Origin of the sequence: Cupriavidus taiwanensis, from assembly GCF_900250115.1 — a bacterium.
Classification (GTDB): domain Bacteria; phylum Pseudomonadota; class Gammaproteobacteria; order Burkholderiales; family Burkholderiaceae; genus Cupriavidus; species Cupriavidus taiwanensis_B.
Genome location: NZ_LT984803.1, coordinates 2,907,465 through 2,926,604, shown reverse-complemented (window position 1 = coordinate 2,926,604; position 19,140 = coordinate 2,907,465). Strand labels below are relative to the sequence as shown.

Sequence of the window (19,140 nt, the reverse complement as noted above, 5' to 3'; positions counted from 1 at the left end):
ATGACCAGCCCACAGTCCCCGTCCCAAGACGATCTGAAACAGCAGCAGCGCGAGGCGCTGCGCAAAGCGGCGCTCGAGTATCACGAGTTTCCCACCCCCGGCAAGATCTCGGTCACGCCGACCAAGCCCCTGTCGAACCAGCGCGACCTGGCCCTGGCGTATTCGCCCGGGGTGGCGGCGGCTTGTGAAGAAATCGTTTCCGATCCGGCCAACTCGTTCCGCTATACCGCGCGCGGCAACCTGGTCGCGGTGATCACCAACGGCACCGCCGTGCTGGGCCTGGGCGATATTGGCGCCGCGGCATCCAAGCCGGTGATGGAAGGCAAGGGCGGGCTGTTCAAGAAATTTGCCGGTATCGACGTGTTCGATATCGAAATCGACGAAAAGGACCCGGAAAAGCTGGTCCAGATCATCGCCGCGCTGGAGCCCACCTTCGGCGGCATCAACCTGGAAGACATCAAGGCACCGGAGTGCTTCTACGTCGAGCGCAAGCTGCGCGAGAAGATGAAGATTCCGGTCTTCCACGACGACCAGCACGGCACCGCCATCGTGGTGGCCGCTGCCGTCATCAACGGCCTGAAGGTGGTCGGCAAGGACATCACCAAGGTCAAGCTGGTGGCCTCCGGCGCCGGCGCGGCCGCGCTGGCCTGCCTGGATCTGCTGGTCGATATCGGCCTGCCGATCGAAAACATCTGGGTGACCGACCTCGCCGGCGTGGTCTATGAGGGCCGCACCGAGCTGATGGACCCCGAGAAGGCGCGCTTCTCGCAAAAGACCGACAAGCGCAAGCTGGGCGAAGTGATCGACGGCGCCGACATTTTCCTCGGCCTGTCCGCAGCAGGCGTGCTGAAGCAGGACATGGTCCAGCGCATGGCCGACAAGCCGCTGGTGCTGGCGCTGGCCAACCCGAACCCGGAAATCTCGCCGGAACTGGTCAAGGAAGTGCGTCCGGACGCGGTGATGGCCACCGGCCGTACCGACTACCCGAACCAGGTCAACAACGTCCTGTGCTTCCCGTTCATCTTCCGCGGCGCGCTGGACTGCGGCGCCACCACCATCACGCGCGAGATGGAGATTGCCGCGGCCAATGCGCTGGCCGAACTGGCGCGCCAGGAGCAGAGCGATATCGTTGCCACCGCCTACGGCATCCAGGACCTTTCGTTCGGTCCGGAATACCTGATCCCGAAGCCGTTCGACCCGCGCCTGATCGTCAAGGTGGCACCGGCCGTGGCCGAAGCCGCGATGAAGTCCGGCGTGGCCGCGCGCCCGATCGAGGACATGGACGCGTACCGCCTGCAGCTGCAGCAGTTCGTGTACCACTCCGGCACGGTGATGAAGCCGATCTACGCCGCCGCGCGCAAGGTCGAGATGGAGAAGAAGCGCATCGTCTTCGCCGAGGGCGAGGAAGAGCGCGTGCTGCGCGCGGTGCAGGTGATCGTCGACGAAAAGCTGGCCAACCCGATCCTGATCGGCCGCCCCGCCGTGCTGCAGCACCGCATCGAGCGCTTCGGCCTGCGCCTGCGCGCCGGCGTGGACTTCACCGTGGTCAACCCGGAACACGACGAGCGCTTCCGCGATTATTCCGACGCCTACTACCGCATGATGGCCCGCCAGGGCATCACGCCGCAGTACGCCAAGCTCGAAATGCGCCGCCGCACCACGCTGATCGGCGCCATGCTGGTGCACAAGGGCGAGGCCGACGGCATGATCTGCGGCACCGTCAGCAACACCGCGGCGCACCTGCGCTATATCGACCAGGTGCTGGGCGGTACCAACAAGGTCTATGCGGCGATGAACGGCCTGGTGCTGCCGGGCCGCCAGATCTTCCTGGTGGATACCCACGTCAACGTCGACCCGAACGCAGAGGAACTGGCCGCGATCACGCTGATGGCCGCGGAAGAGCTGAAGCGCTTCGGCATCGAACCCAAGGTCGGCCTGCTGTCGCATTCAAACTTCGGCTCGTCCGAGGCGCCGTCGGCGCGCAAGATGCGCGAAACCCTGGCGATCCTGCGCGAGCAGGCGCCGGAGCTGGAGATCGACGGCGAAATGCACGGCGACTGCGCGCTCGACCAGAAGCTGCGCGACCAGCTGGTGCCGGACGGCACGCTCAAGGGTGAGGCGAACCTGCTGGTGTGCCCGAATATCGACGCGGCCAACATCTCGTACAACCTGCTCAAGGTTGCCGCGGGCAACAATGTCGCGATCGGGCCGATCCTGCTGGGTGTGAAGGCGCCGGTCCACATCCTGACGCCGTCGGCGACGGTGCGCCGCATCGTCAACATGACGTCGCTGGTGGTGGTCGACGCCGCCGCCAAGCGCTGAGCCGATTTCGCTGGCCCGTTACGGGCCAGGGTGACGAAAAGCCGGGTTTGCCCGGCTTTTTTTATCCCCTCGTGATTCTGGTTAGTATGCGCACACATACGCTTAACATATTGAAACAATTGAAGAAATTGCGCTGCAACAGGGCCGGGATTGATTAATTGCGTGCATGCGCGTAACCTTACGCCTTTGATACAGGCGCTCGCCATGAGCGCCCCGGTGCGGCCGGCATTCCTCTTGCGACGCTTCATGCAGCGCAGAGGGGCAGGCCAGGGTGGCCCGGACAGATCGTCTACCCAACCAGCGGCAGGCTCGATTTCCGGTTCAACCAAGACAAGCAACGTGGGTTTCCAAGTTTCTCCGATGCGGCAGGCAACGCGCATGCTGGCCCGGTCCCTGACCGGCGCGGCGCTGGTGCTGGCCCTGGCGCAGCCGACCCTGGCACGCCAGGCGCAGACCGAAGGGCTGGGAACCATTGCAGTGCAGCAGTTGCCCAACGAAGCGCGGCAGACCCTGGAGCGCATCGAAGCCGGCGGCCCGTTCGCGTATGACAAGGACGGCTCGAGATTCGGCAACTACGAACGCATCCTGCCGCAAAGAGAACGCGGTTATTACCGCGAATACACGGTCAAGAGCGCCAGGAGCCGGAACCGGGGAGCCAAGCGGATCGTCTGCGGCGGGGAACAGCGCGCTGCCAACGATTGTTACTACACGGAAGACCACTACAACAGCTTCAAACGGATACTCAAATGATGACTGACATTTTCGGACTGGGCGACGCCCTTGCCGCCCGCGAAGAGCGCGGCGCCGGAGATGGCTGGCAGCGGGCTCAGCAGCAGGCCCAGAACCTATACGACAACGTGCTGATGATGCCGAGCCAGGAGCTCATGCAAAAACTCCCGCCCGCGACCGCGCCCGTGGCCATGCCCGCCGGTCCCGGCTGGAACGACGGCACCAGCGAGGGGGCCATGAACCTGTTCAAGACGGTGCGTCCGAACATCGTCCAGTCGATCCGCGCCTTCCGCGTGCCGGAACTGGCCCAGGCCGCGGCCGATCTCGGCCAGCATTTTCTCTATGCCAATTGCGCGCATTGCGCCAGCAAGGCGGAGATCCTCGAAACCATCGCCACCTCGTTCACCTTTCCCAAGCATTTCGGCAAGAATTTCGATGCGCTGGCCGACTGCCTGACCGACATGATCTACAAGGCCGGCCCGCAGCCGGGTTTCGTGATCGTGCTGGAGGGACTGCCGATCGCTCAGAAGTTCGACAAGGAAGCGCGCGAGGTGCTGCTCGACGTGTTCCGCGACGCCGCGGAGTTCTGGGGCGAGCGCAAGGTGCAGTTCCGCGTGTTCTACTCGTTCGCTTGAGCGCGCGGCTGCCGTTCCACGGCATACCAGGCAAAAAGCCCGCTGATGCGGGCTTTTTGCTTGTCGGGGCAGATAGGGCGCTTATTCCTGCGCCGGCAGGTGCCCATGCGGCGTGAGCCGGTCGATCAGTTCCGGCAGGCCTTCGCTCAGCTGTGCCGCCACGTCGTCCTCCGACATGCCGGTGCTCTGCGCCAGCGACTGCAGCGCGCCGGTGTCGTTCAGCGCATCACTCAGCGCTGACGGCGTGACGGGCTGGTTGGCGCCACTGGCGATCCACGAATCGACCTGTTCGCCGAGCCCCGCCTGCGCCAGGATCTGCTGCAGCGCGCCGATGCCGCCGGCGGCCGCGCCCAGCGCCTGGCTGTTGGCCGGCGCGCCGCCCTGGCCGCCCAGCAGGCCGCCGAGCAGCGAGCCCAGGTCGAGACCGCCGGTAGCGCCGCCGGGCGTGCCGGCGCCGCCGCCGAGCATGCCGCCCAGCAGCCCGCCGAGGCTGCCCAGCCCGCCCAGGCCATCATCGGCCGCGGGTGCGTCGCCGGCGGCATCGCCACCTTGCGCGCGGCTGCGCATGGCCAGCGTCGCCAGCAGGCCGAGCGCCATCATCAGCTTGGGGTCGAGCCCGCCGGCCTGGCCATCCTCGCCGCGCGCGCCGCCGAGCTGTCCGAGCACACCGCCCAGCACGCTATCGAGTAGTCCCATGGTCGACTCCTTTCAGTCAGGGTTGCAAGGTGACACAGGGCCGGGGCGGCCCTGTCGTCAGAATCCGCCCAGCAAGGCGTTCAGGGTTGCCAGGCACGCAAGCCCGGCGGTTTCCGTGCGCAGGATGCGCGGACCGAGCGACACGCCGGTGAAACCCGCCCGCAGCGCGGCCTGCTCTTCTTCGGGTGCCAGCCCGCCTTCCGGGCCGATCAGCAAGGTGACGCCATCGGCCAGCAAGGCCTCGCGCCGTTCCGCCACCAGCGCCGGCAGCGCTTGCGCGGCACGCGGCGACACCAGCAGCCTGGTGCCGCCGTTGCCGGACCGGTCTGCGCGCGCCAGCCACGTATCCAAGTTAGTGACCTCCGTCACCGCCGGCAAACGATTTCGGCCGCATTGCTCGCAGGCGGCCTGGACCAGGGCCTGCCAGTGTGCCTGGCGTTTCTGCGCGCGTTCGCCGGACAAGCGCACCACCGAGCGGCTGGCCTGCAGCGGCTGTATCGCCGCGACGCCCAGTTCGACGGCTTTCTCGATCAGCCAGTCCATCTTGTCGCCGCCGGCCAGGCCCTGTGCCAGCGTGACGCGGAACGGCGGCTCGGCCTCGGCGGCGTCATGCGCGCCGATGCGCGCCAGCGCGTGGCGCTTGCCCAGCTCGACCAGCGTGGCGGCGTGGCTGCCGCCGCGGCCATCGAACAGGGTGATGGCGTCGCCCGGCGCCAGGCGCAGCACCTGCGCGTGGCGCACCACGGGTTCGGGCAGCGTGAAATCGGAGTCGGCGGCCAGCACGGCGTCCGCGCCGCCGACAAAAAATCGTGGCGCCATCAGCTTGCCTGACTGGCCTGGCTGGCCTCGGCCAGCGGCTTGCCGAAGCCCCAGCGGTAGCCATCGGGATCCTCGACCATGCAGTAGCGGTCGCCCCAGAACTGGTCGGCCGGCGCCATCAGGCTGACCGCCCCGGCATCGACCGCGCGCTGGTGCATGGCGTCGACATCGTCGCAATAGACATAGAAAGTCTGCGGGCACTCCACGCCCAGCGAGCGCGGCGTGCGCGCCGTGCTGCCCCACGCGCCTTCGGGCGCGAACATCACCACCAGCTGGCCCTGGTAGTGCATCTCGGCGTGGGTCGGGACGCCGTTCTCGTCGACCACGTTGCCGGGGCTGAAGCCGAAGGCGCGGCCATAGAAGTCCAGCGCGGCGCGGCCGTTGGCGACGGTCAGGTAGGGGGTGAGCCAGGGGGTGTTGGCCGGTCTGGTCATGATCGTCTCCTGATTGCGGGAAACCCGGCGCGGCGGCGGGCCGCGCGGTGCGAGAGTGCATCTTACGCGTGCCGCGCTACGCTGTCGAAGTGCCGCGCCACGTTCCGTGGCATGGCGTCGGGGTGAAGCATCAGGCATGCCGGGGCCCGGATAGTTCCGCTTGCCGGCATGCGGCTGCGCGGGCGGCCTGCGATGATCGCCCGGACTCGGCCGACGGGGCGTCCGGCAGTCCGGAGAACCCCCTGGCTTCTGCTAAAATTGCGGTTTTCCTGCCGCCAAGGCTTACGCCGAATCCGCCCGCATGTCCGCCCTTGCCCATCCCGCCACAAGTCCTTTTGCTTCCCAGCCCGCCAAGCTGATGGCCGACGCCATCCGCGTGCTTGCCATGGACGCCGTCCAGCAGGCCAATTCCGGCCACCCCGGTGCGCCGATGGGCATGGCAGACATCGCCGTGGCGCTGTGGGGCCGGCACCTGAAGCACAACCCGGGCAACCCGCAGTGGGCCGACCGCGACCGCTTCGTGCTGTCCAACGGCCATGGCTCGATGCTGATCTACGCGCTGCTGCACCTGACCGGCTACGACCTGCCGGTCGAAGAGCTGAAGAACTTCCGCCAGCTGCACAGCAAGACCGCCGGCCACCCGGAATACGGCATCACCCCGGGCGTGGAGACCACCACGGGCCCGCTCGGCCAGGGCATTACCAACGCGGTCGGCATGGCGCTGGCCGAACGCCTGCTGGGCGAGGAATTCAACCGCCCGGGCTTCGACATCGTCGACCACTACACCTATGTGTTCCTGGGCGACGGCTGCCTGATGGAAGGCATCTCGCACGAGGCCTGCTCGCTGGCCGGCACGCTGAAGCTGAACAAGCTGATTGCGCTGTGGGACGACAACGGCATCTCGATCGACGGCGACGTGGTGCACTGGTTCAACGACGACACCCCGAAGCGCTTCGAAGCCTACGGCTGGAACGTGATCCGCGGCATCGACGGCCACGACGTGGTCGCGGTCGACAACGCCATCGCGCAGGCCAAGGCCAGCGACAAGCCCACCCTGATCTGCTGCCGTACCAAGATCGGCAAGGGCGCGCCCAACAAGGAAGGCGGCCACGACGTGCACGGCGCCCCGCTGGGCGGCGCCGAAGTGCTGGCCACGCGCGAGGCGCTGGGCTGGGCCCACGCCCCGTTCGAGGTGCCGGCCGAGGTCTACGACGCCTGGGACGCCAAGGCCAACGGCCAGGCGCTGGAACGTGCCTGGAACGCGCTGTTCGAATCGTATGCCGAGCGCCACCCGTACGAGGCCGGCGAATTCACCCGCCGCATGAAGGGAGAGCTGCCGGGTTCGTTCGATGCCGCCGTGGAAGCCTTCATTGCCAAGTGCGAGGAAAAGGCCGAGACCATCGCCACCCGCAAGGCCAGCCAGAACACCATCGAGGCCTTCGGCCCGGTGCTGCCCGAGTTCCTCGGCGGCTCGGCCGACCTGACCGGCTCGAACCTGACCAACTGGTCGGGCAGCAAGGCCGTGCGCGTGGACGCCTGGGGCAACCACATCAACTACGGCGTGCGCGAATTCGGCATGAGCGCCATCATGAACGGCATCACGCTGCACGGTGGCTACATCCCCTACGGCGCGACCTTCCTGACCTTCTCGGACTACAGCCGCAATGCGCTGCGCATGGCGGCGCTGATGAAGATCCGCTCGCTGTTCGTGTTCACCCATGACTCGATCGGCCTGGGCGAAGACGGCCCGACGCACCAGTCGATCGAGCACGTCGCCAGCCTGCGCCTGATCCCCAACATGGACGTCTGGCGTACCGCCGACACCACCGAGACCGCCGTGGCCTGGGCTGAGGCGATCCGCCGCGAGAACGGCCCGAGCTGCCTGATCTTCAGCCGCCAGAACCTGCCGTTCCAGCAGCGCGACGACGCCACCCGCGCCAATATCGCGCGCGGCGGCTACGTGCTGCGCGACAGCGTCAATGCCAAGACCGGCCGTCCGGACGCCGTGATCCTGGCCACCGGCTCGGAAGTGGGCCTGGCCGTGGGCGCCGCCGATGCGCTGGCCGCCGAAGGCGTGCATGTGCGCGTGGTGTCGATTCCCGCGACCACCGTGTTCGACAAGCAGGACACCGCCTACAAGGCCAGCGTGCTGCCGGCCGGCGTGCCGCGCGTGGCGGTCGAGGCGGGCGTGACGGACTTCTGGTGGAAGTACCAGGTCCAGGCGGTGGTGGGCATCGATACCTTCGGTGAATCGGCCCCGGCCGGCGTGCTGTTCAAGCACTTCGGCTTTACCGTCGAGAATGTGGTCCGTACGGTGAAGGACTCCCTTATCTAAGCATCCGGGCGCTGGAGCCGCGCGGTGCGCGCGGCAGACGCGGCGCCCACCGGTTTCAATCGATCCTCAGGAGAGACAGTCATGACCATCAAGATCGGCATCAACGGCTTCGGCCGCATCGGACGCATGGTGTTCCGCGCCGCCGCCGCCAACTTCAAGGACATCGAAGTCGTTGCCATCAACGACCTGCTCGAGCCCGACTATCTGGCCTACATGCTGAAGTACGACTCGGTGCACGGCCGCTTCGACGGCGAAGTGTCGGTCGACGGTAACACCCTGGTCGTCAACGGCAAGAAGATCCGCCTGACCGCCGTCAAGGATCCGGCTGAGCTCAAGTGGGGCGAGGTCGGCGCCGACGTCGTGATCGAGTCGACCGGCATCTTCCTGACCAAGGAAGGCGCGCAGAAGCACATCGACGCGGGCGCCAAGAAGGTGATCATGTCGGCCCCGTCCAAGGACGACACCCCGATGTTCGTGTACGGCGTGAACCACGACACGTACAAGGGCGAGGCGATCATCTCCAACGCCAGCTGCACCACCAACTGCCTGGCCCCGGTGGCCAAGGTGCTGAACGACAAGTGGGGCATCAAGCGCGGCCTGATGACCACCGTGCACGCCGCCACCGCCACGCAGAAGACCGTTGACGGCCCGTCCAACAAGGACTGGCGCGGCGGCCGCGGCATCCTGGAAAACATCATCCCGTCGTCGACCGGCGCCGCCAAGGCCGTGGGCGTGGTGATCCCGCAGCTGAACAAGAAGCTGACCGGCATGTCGTTCCGCGTGCCGACCTCCGACGTGTCGGTGGTCGACCTGACCGTCGAGCTGGAAAAGTCCGCTTCGTACGAAGAAATCTGTGCCGAGATGAAGGCCCAGAGCCAGCGCGCGTTGAAGGGCGTGCTGGGCTACACCGAAGACAAGGTCGTTGCCACCGACTTCCGCGGCGATGCCCGCACCTCGATCTTCGATGCCGAAGCCGGCATCGCGCTGGACGGCACCTTCATCAAGGTGGTGAGCTGGTACGACAACGAGTGGGGCTACTCGAACAAGTGCCTGGAAATGGCGCGCGTGGTGGCCAAGTAATCCGCCGCTACCACAGCACGGAAACGCGCCTGCGGGCGCGTTTTTCTTTTTTCAGGCAGGATGGCTGGTCTGCTGGCGCCACTGAAATAGTTGCGTCAGAAAAGAATGATAAAAGTGGAAACCGAAGTTGCAGGTCCTGCGGGAATGAAGTGCCGGTTGAGCCGCCAGTAATGTACGCATCTGCAATCAATGGCGGCAAAATCGCGCAATTTTTCGAAGTAATGTCGTGCGCGGCCGTTTCAGAAATGCCGAATTTGCTTTCCGAGCCTGATTTTTCCTCTTACACTATTAAGACGCTGTTGAAATCTGATGTGCAGCCAGTGCAAGTGGTGGGGCCATCTTAGCTGTGAAAAATCTGACCGGGGCCTGATCATGGTGAACGTAGACACAAAGCTTCTAGTGATCTTCACCGAGCTGCTGAGCAAGCGTAATGCCACCTACGTGGCTGAGAAGATGCACATGACCGCGCCGGCGGTCTCGCATTCGCTGGGCAGGCTGCGCGAAATCTTTGACGATCCACTCTTTATCCGCGTCCCGCACGGGCTGACGCCGACACCGCGCGCGCTCGAGCTGGGGCCCAAGGTCCGCGACATGCTGGACCTGTGGTCGTCGATCAACGAGGGCGACGCGGACAACTTCGATCCGGCCACCGCCACCGGCACGCTCAGCATCGGCTTTGCCGCGGAACTGGGCGATACGGTGTTCAACCGTTTCGTGCTGCGCATCAAGGCGCTGGCGCCGGACCTGCATATCAAGCTGGTCGAGTCCCATTCGTGGGAAACCGACGTGGCCTCGATGCGCGCCAATGAACTCGACCTGGCATTCTCGCCGTTCCCGACCCGCCATCCGGAAATCGTCGAGGAAATGGTGACGTCGCTGAACCTGTGGGTGTGCGCGCGCAAGGACCATCCGGTGCTGAAGGGCCACTGCACGCTGGAGCAATACCTGGACTGCGGCCATATCTTCATGGCGCACTCCGGTGGCTCGGGACGCCCGGCGCCTTCGCTGATTCCGCTTGACTACGCACTGCAGCAGCGCGGCCTCAAGCGCAATGCCTCACTGACGGTACATTCGTGGCGGGCCCAGGCAGAACTGGCCTCGCAGACCGACATGATCTTCACCGTCAATGCGCTGACCAAGGACATGGCCTGCGAAACCTATGGTTTGAAGGCCTTCCCGCTGCCGGCAGAGCTGAACACCACGCTCGGCCTGAACATGTTCTGGCATCGCAGCCGCAACACTCACCCGATGCTGGTGTGGGCGCGCGGCCTGTTCCGCCAGGTGGTGGGCGAGTTCGTCGGCCTGCCGCCGGCACGCACGGCACGGGCGGTGAGCGAGCAGGACCTGCAGGACCTGCAGGCGCGCTGAGCCGTGGCTGCTGCACGCCACCAACAAAAAACCGGCGCCTGGCGCCGGTTTTTTGTTGCCCGTCTGCGCTCCGGCAAGGGAGCGAGCGGTTGCTTATCGTTTAGGTCTGTGGGGACAGTTTGTTTTGGTGCAGTTGCCGTACAGCGACAACGCATGTTCCTGCAGGGTGAAGCCGCGCTCGCGCGCAATGCTTTGCTGGCGCTGCTCGATCTCGGAATCGAAGAATTCCTCGACCCGGCCGCAGTCCAGGCACACCAGGTGATCGTGGTGCTTGCCTTCGTTGAGCTCGAAGATCGCCTTGCCGGACTCGAAGTTGTTGCGTGACAGCAGGCCGGCTTGCTCGAACTGGGTCAGCACGCGGTAGACGGTGGCCAGGCCGATATCCATATGCTCGTTGAGCAGGATGCGGTAGACGTCTTCCGCGCTCAGGTGACGCTGTTCGCTGGTCTGAAAAATTTCAAGAATCTTCAGCCTGGGCACGGTCGCCTTCAGGCCGATATTCTTGAGGTCCGCCGGACTCGGCATGTGGGTGACTCCCTAGAGTACAATGTCTGGATAGTTGAATCATAAGGGTTTTGGCAGCAAAAGTCGCTCGTGCCGACGATGTCCCGGGTCGGCATCGCGTGCCCGGCGAGGCTGCCGACCCATGTGGTTGCGGCGGCAGATGCCATCCGCGCGTGGGGTGCAATCGGCGCATTTTGCGCCATTTTTATGCCTGCGCAGCCGTTCTCTGCCGCGTTACTTTTCTTTCCCTCCGGAAACGAGATCCATGCGTTCTATCCGTTCGTCCGCCATGCGTCCGACGCTGGTTGTTTCCCTGCTGGCCGCGGCCCTGCTGGCCGGCGCCTGCTCGGCCTACGATTCCACTTCGCGCAAGGTAGCCAACGCCATCACGCCGTACCGGATCAACATCGTGCAGGGCAACTTCGTCTCGCGCGAAGCCGCCTCGCAGCTGCGCGAAGGCATGACCCGCGACCAGGTCAGGTTCCTGCTCGGCACGCCGCTGCTGAACGACGTGTTCCATGCCAACCGCTGGGATTATGTGTTTTCGTTCCGCCGCGGCAATACCTCCGTGGTCCAGCAGCGCCGCTACACGGTGTTCTTCGAGGGCGAGCGCCTGGTCAAGTTTGGCGGTGACGAACTGCCGTCCGAGTATGAGCTGATCGCCGAAATCGACGGCATGAAGAAGGCGCTCAAGGAGCAGACGCCGGGCAGGATATCCACCAGCGCAGCCGCGGCCCCGGCCCCGGCCCCGGCCCCGGCCGAGCAGCAGACCACGGTCGAGAACTTCGTGCCGCGGCAGGCGCAGCCGGAAGCGTCCGGCGCTCCCGCACAACCGGCGCAGGCGGTGCAGCCCGCCGCCGAAGCGTCTGCTCCGGCCCAGGCCACCGCGCCTGCCGACGCAACCAAGCCCGCCGCCAACTGATCGATCACGCGCGCCAGCCGCGGCGCGCTGCCGGTTTTCCGGGCCGGCCAGTCATGGCCGGCTCGTTTCTCTTTCGCGCACCGCGCATATTCCGCAGAGCCAGACACCATGAACATCGCCATCGCAGGCGCATCGGGCCGCATGGGCCGCATGCTGATCGAACAAGTGCTGAACACCGAGGGCGTGAAGCTGTCGGGCGCGCTCGACCTGCCGGGCTCGCCGGCGCTGGGCCAGGATGCGGGCCTGTTCCTGGGCCGCAACACCGGCGTGGCGATCACGGCGGACCTGGACGCCGGCCTGGCCGGCGCGGATTGCCTGATCGACTTCACCCGCCCGGAAGGCACGCTGGCGCACCTGCAAGCGGCGCAGAAGCTGGGCGTCAAGATGGTGGTCGGCACCACCGGCTTCGACGAGGCCGGCAAGGCCGCGCTGGCCGAGGCCGCCAAATCGATCGGCATCGTCTTTGCCGCCAACTTCAGCGTCGGCGTCAATGCCACCTTCAAGCTGCTGGAAGTCGCGGCCAGGCTGCTGTCGAGCGGCTATGACATCGAGGTGATCGAGGCCCACCACCGCTTCAAGGTCGACGCACCGTCGGGCACCGCGCTGAAGATGGGCGAAGTGATCGCCGATGCGCTGGGCCGCGACCTCAAGACCTGCGGCGTGTTCGCCCGCGAAGGCCATACCGGCGAGCGCGACCCGGGTTCGATCGGTTTTGCCACCATTCGCGGCGGCGACATCGTCGGCGACCACACCGTGATGTTCGCCGGCATCGGCGAGCGCATCGAGATCAGCCACAAGTCGTCGAGCCGCCAGTCGTATGCCGACGGCGCGGTGCGTTCGGCCCGTTTCCTGGCCGACAAGGCCAACGGGCTGTTCGACATGCAGGACGTGCTGGGCCTGAAGTAAGGCCGCCGCGGGCGGCCAGCGCTGCCGCCACGGTTATAATCGATTGCTTTAGCATTGCACGCCGGGCGGGCGCCCAGACTGGCGCCCGCCGCTTACTTTCCAACGAATCTTCCCCGATGCCGGCAGGCCAGTTGCCGCGCAGACGCTGGCTTGACCGTTGCCCTGACTGCTGTCCCGACCATGCAAGACAAATACCTTCCTTCCGCCGTTGAACAAGCCGCCCAGCAGCACTGGCAAGCCATCGACGCCTATCGCGTGTCGGAGCATGCCGCCGGGCCCGACGGCAAGGAAAAGCCCAAGTTCTACGCCTGCTCGATGCTGCCGTATCCGTCGGGCAAGCTGCACATGGGCCACGTGCGCAACTACACCATCAACGATGTGATGGCGCGCTACCTGCGCATGAACGGCAACAACGTGCTGATGCCGATGGGCTGGGACGCCTTCGGCATGCCGGCGGAAAACGCGGCGCTGAACAACGGCGTGGCGCCGGCCGCCTGGACCTACGACAACATCGCTTACATGAAGAAGCAGATGCAGTCGATGGGCCTGGCGATCGACTGGTCGCGCGAGGTTGCCACCTGCAGCCCGGACTACTATCGCTGGAACCAGTGGCTGTTCCTGAAGATGCTGGAGAAGGGCATCGCCTACCGCAAGACCGGCACCGTCAACTGGGACCCGGTCGACCAGACCGTGCTGGCCAACGAGCAGGTCATCGACGGCCGCGGCTGGCGCTCGGGCGCGGTGGTCGAAAAGCGCGAGATCCCGATGTACTACCTGCGCATCACCGACTATGCGCAGGAGCTGCTGGGCGACCTGGACCAGCTGGGCTGGCCCGAGCGCGTCAAGGTGATGCAGCAGAACTGGATCGGCAAGAGCGTGGGCGTGCGCTTTGCCTTCACCCATGACATCCCGGGCGAGGACGGCAAGCCGATCAACGACGGCAAGCTCTACGTCTTCACCACGCGCGCCGACACCATCATGGGCGTGACCTTCTGCGCGGTCGCCGCCGAGCATCCGCTGGCCACGCACGCCGCGCTGAACAACCCCGAACTGGCTGCCTTCATCGACGAATGCAAGCACGGCTCGGTCATGGAAGCCGACATGGCGACCATGGAGAAGAAGGGCATGCCGACCGGCCTGCAGGTCGTGCACCCGCTGACCGGCGAAAAGGTCGACGTGTGGGTCGGCAACTACGTGCTGATGAGCTACGGCGACGGCGCCGTGATGGGCGTTCCCGCGCACGACGAGCGCGACTTTGCCTTCGCCAACAAGTACCAGCTGCCGATCAAGCAGGTGATCGACGTCAAGGGCCAGCCGTATTCGACCGAAGCCTGGCAGGAATGGTACGGCGACAAGGAACATGGCACCTGCATCCACAGCGGCAAGTACGATGGGCTGGGCTACCAGGCCGCGGTGGAGGCGATCGCCGCCGACCTGGCAGCGATGGGCCTGGGCGAGAAGAAGACCACCTGGCGCCTGCGCGACTGGGGCATCTCGCGCCAGCGCTACTGGGGCACGCCGATCCCGCTGATCCACTGCGACAGCTGCGGCGTGGTGCCGGTGCCTGAACAGGACTTGCCGGTGGTGCTGCCCGAAGACCTGGTGCCGGACGGCACCGGCAACCCGCTGGCCAAGGATCCGCGCTTCCTGCAGTGCACCTGCCCGTCGTGCGGCAAGCCCGCGCGCCGCGAGACCGACACGATGGATACCTTCATCGATTCGTGCTGGTACTACATGCGCTATACCTGCCCGGACGCGGCCACCATGGTCGATGCCCGCAACGACTACTGGATGCCGATGGACCAGTACATCGGCGGCATCGAGCACGCGATCCTGCACCTGCTGTACGCACGCTTCTGGACCAAGGTCATGCGCGACCTGGGCCTGGTCAGGTTCGACGAGCCCTTCACCAACCTGCTGACGCAGGGCATGGTGCTCAACGAGACCTATTACCGCGAAGACGCCTCGGGGAAGAAGCACTGGTACAACCCGGCCGAGGTCGACCTGCAGACCGACGAGCGCGGCCGCCCGGTAGGCGCCACGCTGGTCGCCGACGGCCAGCCGGTGGTGATCGGCGGCATCGAGAAGATGTCGAAGTCCAAGAACAACGGCATCGACCCGCAGGCGCTGATCGACCAGTACGGCGCCGACACCGCGCGCCTGTTCGTGATGTTCGCCGCGCCGCCCGAGCAGCAGCTGGAGTGGAGCGGTTCGGGCGTGGAGGGCGCGTCGCGCTTCCTGCGCCGTGTGTGGAACTACGGCTATGCCAACGCCGCCGCGATCCGAGACGGGGCCGCCGGCGCGCCGGGCGCGGACGATGCCGAGCTGCGCCGCGAGATCCACGGCGTGCTCAAGCAGGCCAACTACGACTACCAGCGCATCCAGTACAACACCGTGGTGTCCGCCACCATGAAGATGCTGAACGCGCTGGACGACGCCAAGACCGCGTCGCCGGCCGCGCGCCGCGAGTGCTTCGGCATCCTGCTGCGCGTGCTGTATCCGGTGGTGCCGCACATCACCCACGGCCTGTGGGAGCAGCTGGGCTATGCCGCCGAGGCCGGCGACCTGCTCGACGCCCCCTGGCCGCAGGTCGATGAAGCCGCGCTGGTGCGCAGCGAGATCGAGCTGGTGCTGCAGATCAACGGCAAGGTGCGCGGCAGCATCACCGTGCCGGCCGACGCCGACCGCGCCGCAATCGAGGCCACCGCCGCCGCCAGCGACACCGTGGCCAAGTTTGCCGAAGGCAAGGCGCCGAAGAAGATCGTGGTGGTGCCTGGCCGCCTGGTCAACGTGGTGCTTTGACAGCACCGTCGTCCGCCCGCCGGAACCTGACAAAGGAATCGCCAACCATGAAGCGACTGAACCTGGGACGCCGCAAGCTGCTCGCAGCCCTGCTGGCAGTGCCGGCCGCGGGCGTGCTGGCCGGCTGCGGCTTCCATCTGCGCGGCAACTCGGACTTCGCCTTCAAGCGGCTGTATATCGGCATCCCGCCCAACTCGCTGATGGGCGCGGACCTGCGCCGCGCGATCCGAGGCGGCTCTGACACCCAGGTGGTGGCCGACCAGAAAGAGGCCGACGCGCTGCTGGACGTGCTGCAGGACACCCGCACCAAGTCCATCCTGTCGATCACGACCGAGGGCGTGGTGCGCGAATACCGCCTGACGCAGCGCTTCACCTTCCGCCTGCGCGATGCCGCGGGCAAGGAACTGATTGCGCCGTCGCAGCTGGTGCTGACGCGCGACCTGACCTACAACGAAGCCAACACGCTGGCCAAGGACTATGAAGAGCAGCAGCTGTACCGCGACATGCAGCGCGACATCGTGCAGCAGCTGATGCGCCGGCTGGCCGCCGTCAAGGCCATTTGACGCGCGCATGCAACTCAAGCTCGACGGGCTCGACGCGCACCTGAAGCAGGCGAAGGCCAAGGGCCTGGCGCCGCTGTATGTGGTGCACGGCGACGAGCACCTGCTGGTGCTGGAGGCGGTCGACCGCCTGCGCGCGGCGGCGCGCGAAGCGGGGTTTACCGAACGCGAGGTGCTGGTGGCCGAACGCGGCTTCCACTGGGGCCGGCTGGTCGAGGCGCAGCAGTCGATGTCGCTGTTCGGCGACCGCAAGATCGTCGAGTTGCGCATTCCCTCGGGCAAGCCCGGCAAGGACGGCGGCGAGGCGCTGCGCGCCGTGGCCGCGCAGCCGTCGCCCGACGTGGTGATGCTGGTGACGCTGCCGCGGCTGGATTTTGCCGCGTCCAAGTCGGCGTGGTTCCAGGCGCTGGAAGGCGCCGGCGTGTCGATCAAGGTCGACACCGTGGACCGCACCCGCTTGCCGGCTTGGGTCGGCGAGCGGCTGGCGCTGCAGCAGCAGCACGTGCAGGGCGGAGAGCCGGGCCGGCGTGCGCTGCAATTCATCGCCGACAAGGTCGAGGGCAACCTGCTGGCGGCGCACCAGGAAATCCAGAAGCTGGGCCTGCTGTACCCGCCCGGCGAAGTGAGTTTCGACCAGGTCCACGACGCGGTGCTGAACGTGGCCCGCTACGACGTGTTCAAGCTGTCGGAATCGATGCTCTCGGGCGACGTGCCGCGGCTGGTGCGCATGCTCGAAGGGCTGCGCGGCGAGGGCGAGGCCACGGTGCTGGTGCTGTGGGCGCTGACCGAGGAAATTCGCGTATTATCCAAGGTCCGGCAAGGGCTCGCGGCCGGCAAGCCGGCGGGCGTGCTGATGCGCGAACTGCGCGTCTGGGGCCCGCGCGAGCGGCTGGTGCCGCAGGCCGCGCAGCGCCTGTCGCAGGCCCGGCTGGAAGCAGCCCTGGCGCTGGCCGCGCGGCTGGACCGCCAGGTCAAGGGCCTGCAGGACCTGCCGCCGCCAGGCGCCGCGCCGCTGCCGGCCGAGCCGTGGGACGGCTTGCAGCAGCTGGCGCTGATGGTTGCGCGCTAGCGTTCGCGTCCCGAAGGTTTGCTCCCCTCTCCCGCCCGCGGGAGAGGGGCCGGGGGAGAGGGCAGGCGGTGGCTCGGGCGATCTCGCCGCGAGATGCTCCGGCCCTCTCCCCCAACCCCTCTCCCGCGCGCGGGAGAGGGAAGGAACACACATAGACGGCCTTCCCCCCGGCCACTGACATGACCGAGCTCGACCTCAACCAATACATGGACCGCGTCGGCCGCCAGGCCCGCGCGGCGTCGCGCGCAATGGCGCGTGCCTCCACCGCCGACAAGAACCAGGCGCTGCTGACCATTGCCGCCGCCATCCGCCGTGATGCCGACAAGCTCAAGGCCGTCAACGCGCGCGACGTGGAGCGCGCCCGCGCCAACGGCCAGGACGCCGCCTTCGTCGACCGCCTGACGCTGTCGGACAAGGCCATCGCCACCATGGCCGCGGGCCTGGAGCAGATCGCCGCGCTGGCCGACCCGATCGGCGAGATCTCGAACATGAAGTTCCGCCCGACCGGGATCCAGGTGGGCCAGATGCGCGTGCCGCTGGGCGTGATCGGCATCATCTACGAGTCGCGCCCCAACGTGACCATCGATGCCGCGGCGCTGTGCCTGAAGTCGGGCAACGCCACCATCCTGCGCGGCGGGTCCGAAGCGATCGAATCCAACACCGCGCTGGCCAAGCTGGTGGCCGAGGGCTTGTCAGCGGCCGGGCTGCCGTCCGAGGCGGTGCAGGTGATCGAGACCACCGACCGCGCCGCGGTCGGCCGGCTGATCACCATGACCGGGTACGTCGACGTAATCGTGCCGCGCGGCGGCAAGAGCCTGATCGCGCGCCTGATGGAAGAAGCGCGCGTGCCGATGATCAAGCACCTGGACGGCATCTGCCACGTCTATATCGACGCCGAGGCCGACCTGGACAAGGCCGTGCGCGTCTGCGACAACGCCAAGACCCAGCGCTATGCGCCCTGCAACACCATGGAGACGCTGCTGGTGTCGCAGCACATCGCCGCCGCAGCGCTGCCGCCGCTGTGCCGCGTCTACCAGCAGAAGCGCGTCGAGCTGCGCGTGTGCCCGGCCACCCGCGCCACGCTCGAAGCGGCGGGCTTCAGCGGCCTGGTGGATGCCAGCGAGGAAGACTGGCGCCTGGAATACCTGGCGCCGATCCTGGCCATCAAGACCGTTGCCGGCCTGGATGAAGCGATCGCGCATATCAACGAATACGGCTCGCACCATACCGATTCGATCATCACCGAGAACTACTCGGCGGGCATGCGCTTTATCCGCGAGGTCGATTCGGCCAGCGTGATGATCAATGCCTCGACCCGCTTCGCCGATGGCTTCGAGTACGGCCTGGGCGCGGAAATCGGCATCTCCAACGACAAATTGCATGCGCGCGGGCCGGTGGGGCTGGAGGGGCTGACCTCGCTCAAGTACGTGGTGTTCGGGCACGGCGAGATCCGGACCTGACGCGGCCCTGAAGCCGGCCCGCCAACAACAATAACCACCGCAAGCCAACGTCTGTCCGCCGATGCTCTGGGTCAAAGCGCTGCATATCGTCTTCGTCGTTTCGTGGTTCGCCGGCCTGTTCTACCTGCCGCGCATCTTTGTCAACCTGGCGATGGAGACCGATGCCGCCAGCACGCAGCGCCTGCTGCTGATGGCGCGCAAGCTGTTCCGCTTCATGACCATGCTGGCGGTGCCGGCGCTGGTGTTCGGGTTGTGGCTGTACCTGGGCTACGGCATCGGCCGCGGTGCCGGGCAAGGCTGGATGCACGCCAAGCTGGCGCTGGTGCTGGTGCTGATCGGCTACCACCACGGCTGCGGCGTGCTGCTGCGCAAGTTCGAGGCGGGGCGCAACGCGCGCTCGCACAAGTTCTATCGCTGGTTCAACGAGCTGCCGGTGCTGGTGCTGCTGGCGGTGGTGATCCTGGTCGTGGTCAAGCCGTTCTGAGGCTGGCCGCCTTTA

18 protein-coding genes are annotated in these 19,140 nt (G+C 66.5%); 14 read left to right on the top strand and 4 right to left on the bottom strand.

The features are described from left to right. From CBM2586_RS13645 to CBM2586_RS13635, 3 genes are all read left to right on the top strand, one after another. Positions 1-2,322 (top strand): NADP-dependent malic enzyme, encoded by a 2,322-nt coding sequence (locus CBM2586_RS13645; protein ID WP_115663685.1) that lies wholly within the window; start codon positions 1-3, stop codon positions 2,320-2,322. Between the two features lie 378 nt (positions 2,323-2,700). Then, on the top strand, positions 2,701-3,072 hold the full coding sequence (locus CBM2586_RS13640) for a ribonuclease domain-containing protein (protein WP_115661192.1): 372 nt from the start codon (positions 2,701-2,703) through the stop codon (positions 3,070-3,072). After that, the gene (locus CBM2586_RS13635; RefSeq protein ID WP_018006331.1) at positions 3,069-3,686 is read left to right on the top strand and encodes a barstar family protein; all 618 of its coding nucleotides are present in this window, start codon (positions 3,069-3,071) and stop codon (positions 3,684-3,686) included. Before CBM2586_RS13640 ends, CBM2586_RS13635 begins: the two co-directional genes overlap by 4 nt. Positions 3,687-3,767: 81 nt before the next feature. On the opposite strand, the gene CBM2586_RS13630 is transcribed toward CBM2586_RS13635, so the two are convergent. From CBM2586_RS13630 to CBM2586_RS13620, 3 genes are read right to left on the bottom strand one after another with little or no spacing between them, the layout of a single operon-like run. Continuing rightward, positions 3,768-4,382 (bottom strand): YidB family protein, encoded by a 615-nt coding sequence (locus CBM2586_RS13630; RefSeq protein WP_115688014.1) that lies wholly within the window; start codon positions 4,380-4,382, stop codon positions 3,768-3,770. Between the two features lie 57 nt (positions 4,383-4,439). After that, positions 4,440-5,201, bottom strand: coding sequence for a 16S rRNA (uracil(1498)-N(3))-methyltransferase (locus tag CBM2586_RS13625; protein ID WP_115661194.1), 762 nt, complete (start codon positions 5,199-5,201; stop codon positions 4,440-4,442). After that, positions 5,201-5,635 carry a VOC family protein gene (locus CBM2586_RS13620; RefSeq protein ID WP_115661195.1) on the bottom strand — a complete coding sequence of 145 codons (435 nt, stop codon included), beginning with the start codon at positions 5,633-5,635 and terminating at the stop codon, positions 5,201-5,203. The genes CBM2586_RS13625 and CBM2586_RS13620 overlap by 1 nt, the downstream gene beginning before the upstream one ends. Before the next feature lie 301 nt (positions 5,636-5,936). Between CBM2586_RS13620 and tkt the strand changes: the two genes are divergently transcribed. The 4 genes from tkt (at position 5,937) to CBM2586_RS13600 (ending at position 10,418) form a co-directional block, all read left to right on the top strand. Further along, complete coding sequence (gene tkt / locus CBM2586_RS13615; protein ID WP_172583237.1) at positions 5,937-7,970, top strand: transketolase; 2,034 nt, start codon at positions 5,937-5,939, stop codon at positions 7,968-7,970. A gap of 81 nt (positions 7,971-8,051) precedes the next feature. Next, positions 8,052-9,050, top strand: coding sequence for a type I glyceraldehyde-3-phosphate dehydrogenase (gap, locus tag CBM2586_RS13610; protein WP_115688012.1), 999 nt, complete (start codon positions 8,052-8,054; stop codon positions 9,048-9,050). Next, positions 8,999-9,394 carry a hypothetical protein gene (locus tag CBM2586_RS13605; RefSeq protein ID WP_145987404.1) on the top strand — a complete coding sequence of 132 codons (396 nt, stop codon included), beginning with the start codon at positions 8,999-9,001 and terminating at the stop codon, positions 9,392-9,394. Before gap ends, CBM2586_RS13605 begins: the two co-directional genes overlap by 52 nt. Before the next feature lie 28 nt (positions 9,395-9,422). Continuing rightward, the gene (locus CBM2586_RS13600; RefSeq protein WP_115661197.1) at positions 9,423-10,418 is read left to right on the top strand and encodes a LysR family transcriptional regulator; all 996 of its coding nucleotides are present in this window, start codon (positions 9,423-9,425) and stop codon (positions 10,416-10,418) included. A 93-nt stretch (positions 10,419-10,511) separates the two neighbouring features. On the opposite strand, the gene fur is transcribed toward CBM2586_RS13600, so the two are convergent. Further along, entirely contained in the window at positions 10,512-10,943 is a 432-nt protein-coding gene (fur, locus tag CBM2586_RS13595) for a ferric iron uptake transcriptional regulator (protein WP_012353845.1), read from the bottom strand. A gap of 244 nt (positions 10,944-11,187) precedes the next feature. On the opposite strand from fur, the gene CBM2586_RS13590 reads away from it, so the two are divergent. From CBM2586_RS13590 to CBM2586_RS13560, 7 genes are all read left to right on the top strand, one after another. Beyond that, the gene (locus CBM2586_RS13590) at positions 11,188-11,844 is read left to right on the top strand and encodes an outer membrane protein assembly factor BamE (protein ID WP_115688010.1); all 657 of its coding nucleotides are present in this window, start codon (positions 11,188-11,190) and stop codon (positions 11,842-11,844) included. A gap of 108 nt (positions 11,845-11,952) precedes the next feature. After that, entirely contained in the window at positions 11,953-12,750 is a 798-nt protein-coding gene (dapB, locus tag CBM2586_RS13585) for a 4-hydroxy-tetrahydrodipicolinate reductase (RefSeq protein ID WP_115688008.1), read from the top strand. Between the two features lie 180 nt (positions 12,751-12,930). Further along, entirely contained in the window at positions 12,931-15,552 is a 2,622-nt protein-coding gene (gene leuS, locus CBM2586_RS13580; RefSeq protein ID WP_115661200.1) for a leucine--tRNA ligase, read from the top strand. A gap of 47 nt (positions 15,553-15,599) precedes the next feature. Beyond that, entirely contained in the window at positions 15,600-16,115 is a 516-nt protein-coding gene (gene lptE / locus CBM2586_RS13575; protein WP_115661201.1) for an LPS assembly lipoprotein LptE, read from the top strand. A gap of 7 nt (positions 16,116-16,122) precedes the next feature. Beyond that, on the top strand, positions 16,123-17,181 hold the full coding sequence (gene holA / locus CBM2586_RS13570) for a DNA polymerase III subunit delta (RefSeq protein ID WP_115661202.1): 1,059 nt from the start codon (positions 16,123-16,125) through the stop codon (positions 17,179-17,181). 179 nt (positions 17,182-17,360) lie between these two features. After that, on the top strand, positions 17,361-18,641 hold the full coding sequence (locus CBM2586_RS13565; protein ID WP_115688006.1) for a glutamate-5-semialdehyde dehydrogenase: 1,281 nt from the start codon (positions 17,361-17,363) through the stop codon (positions 18,639-18,641). Between the two features lie 61 nt (positions 18,642-18,702). Next, complete coding sequence (locus tag CBM2586_RS13560; protein WP_115661204.1) at positions 18,703-19,125, top strand: CopD family protein; 423 nt, start codon at positions 18,703-18,705, stop codon at positions 19,123-19,125. Positions 19,126-19,140: the final 15 nt, after the last annotated feature.

Bases quoted from the DNA above. Each gene is read 5' to 3' on its own strand.
- CBM2586_RS13600 (WP_115661197.1), top strand. From the start codon at position 9,423: ATGGTGAACGTAGACACAAAGCTTCTAGTGATCTTCACCGAGCTGCTG.
- CBM2586_RS13590 (WP_115688010.1), top strand. From the start codon at position 11,188: ATGCGTTCTATCCGTTCGTCCGCCATGCGTCCGACGCTGGTTGTTTCC.
- CBM2586_RS13565 (WP_115688006.1), top strand. From the start codon at position 17,361: ATGACCGAGCTCGACCTCAACCAATACATGGACCGCGTCGGCCGCCAG.
- CBM2586_RS13625 (WP_115661194.1), bottom strand. From the start codon at position 5,201: ATGGCGCCACGATTTTTTGTCGGCGGCGCGGACGCCGTGCTGGCCGCC.
- CBM2586_RS13640 (WP_115661192.1), top strand. From the start codon at position 2,701: ATGCTGGCCCGGTCCCTGACCGGCGCGGCGCTGGTGCTGGCCCTGGCG.
- gap (WP_115688012.1), top strand. From the start codon at position 8,052: ATGACCATCAAGATCGGCATCAACGGCTTCGGCCGCATCGGACGCATG.
- CBM2586_RS13560 (WP_115661204.1), top strand. From the start codon at position 18,703: ATGCTCTGGGTCAAAGCGCTGCATATCGTCTTCGTCGTTTCGTGGTTC.
- CBM2586_RS13620 (WP_115661195.1), bottom strand. From the start codon at position 5,635: ATGACCAGACCGGCCAACACCCCCTGGCTCACCCCCTACCTGACCGTC.
- lptE (WP_115661201.1), top strand. From the start codon at position 15,600: ATGAAGCGACTGAACCTGGGACGCCGCAAGCTGCTCGCAGCCCTGCTG.
- leuS (WP_115661200.1), top strand. From the start codon at position 12,931: ATGCAAGACAAATACCTTCCTTCCGCCGTTGAACAAGCCGCCCAGCAG.
- CBM2586_RS13645 (WP_115663685.1), top strand. From the start codon at position 1: ATGACCAGCCCACAGTCCCCGTCCCAAGACGATCTGAAACAGCAGCAG.
- dapB (WP_115688008.1), top strand. From the start codon at position 11,953: ATGAACATCGCCATCGCAGGCGCATCGGGCCGCATGGGCCGCATGCTG.
- tkt (WP_172583237.1), top strand. From the start codon at position 5,937: ATGTCCGCCCTTGCCCATCCCGCCACAAGTCCTTTTGCTTCCCAGCCC.
- CBM2586_RS13630 (WP_115688014.1), bottom strand. From the start codon at position 4,382: ATGGGACTACTCGATAGCGTGCTGGGCGGTGTGCTCGGACAGCTCGGC.
- holA (WP_115661202.1), top strand. From the start codon at position 16,123: ATGCAACTCAAGCTCGACGGGCTCGACGCGCACCTGAAGCAGGCGAAG.
- fur (WP_012353845.1), bottom strand. From the start codon at position 10,943: ATGCCGAGTCCGGCGGACCTCAAGAATATCGGCCTGAAGGCGACCGTG.
- CBM2586_RS13635 (WP_018006331.1), top strand. From the start codon at position 3,069: ATGATGACTGACATTTTCGGACTGGGCGACGCCCTTGCCGCCCGCGAA.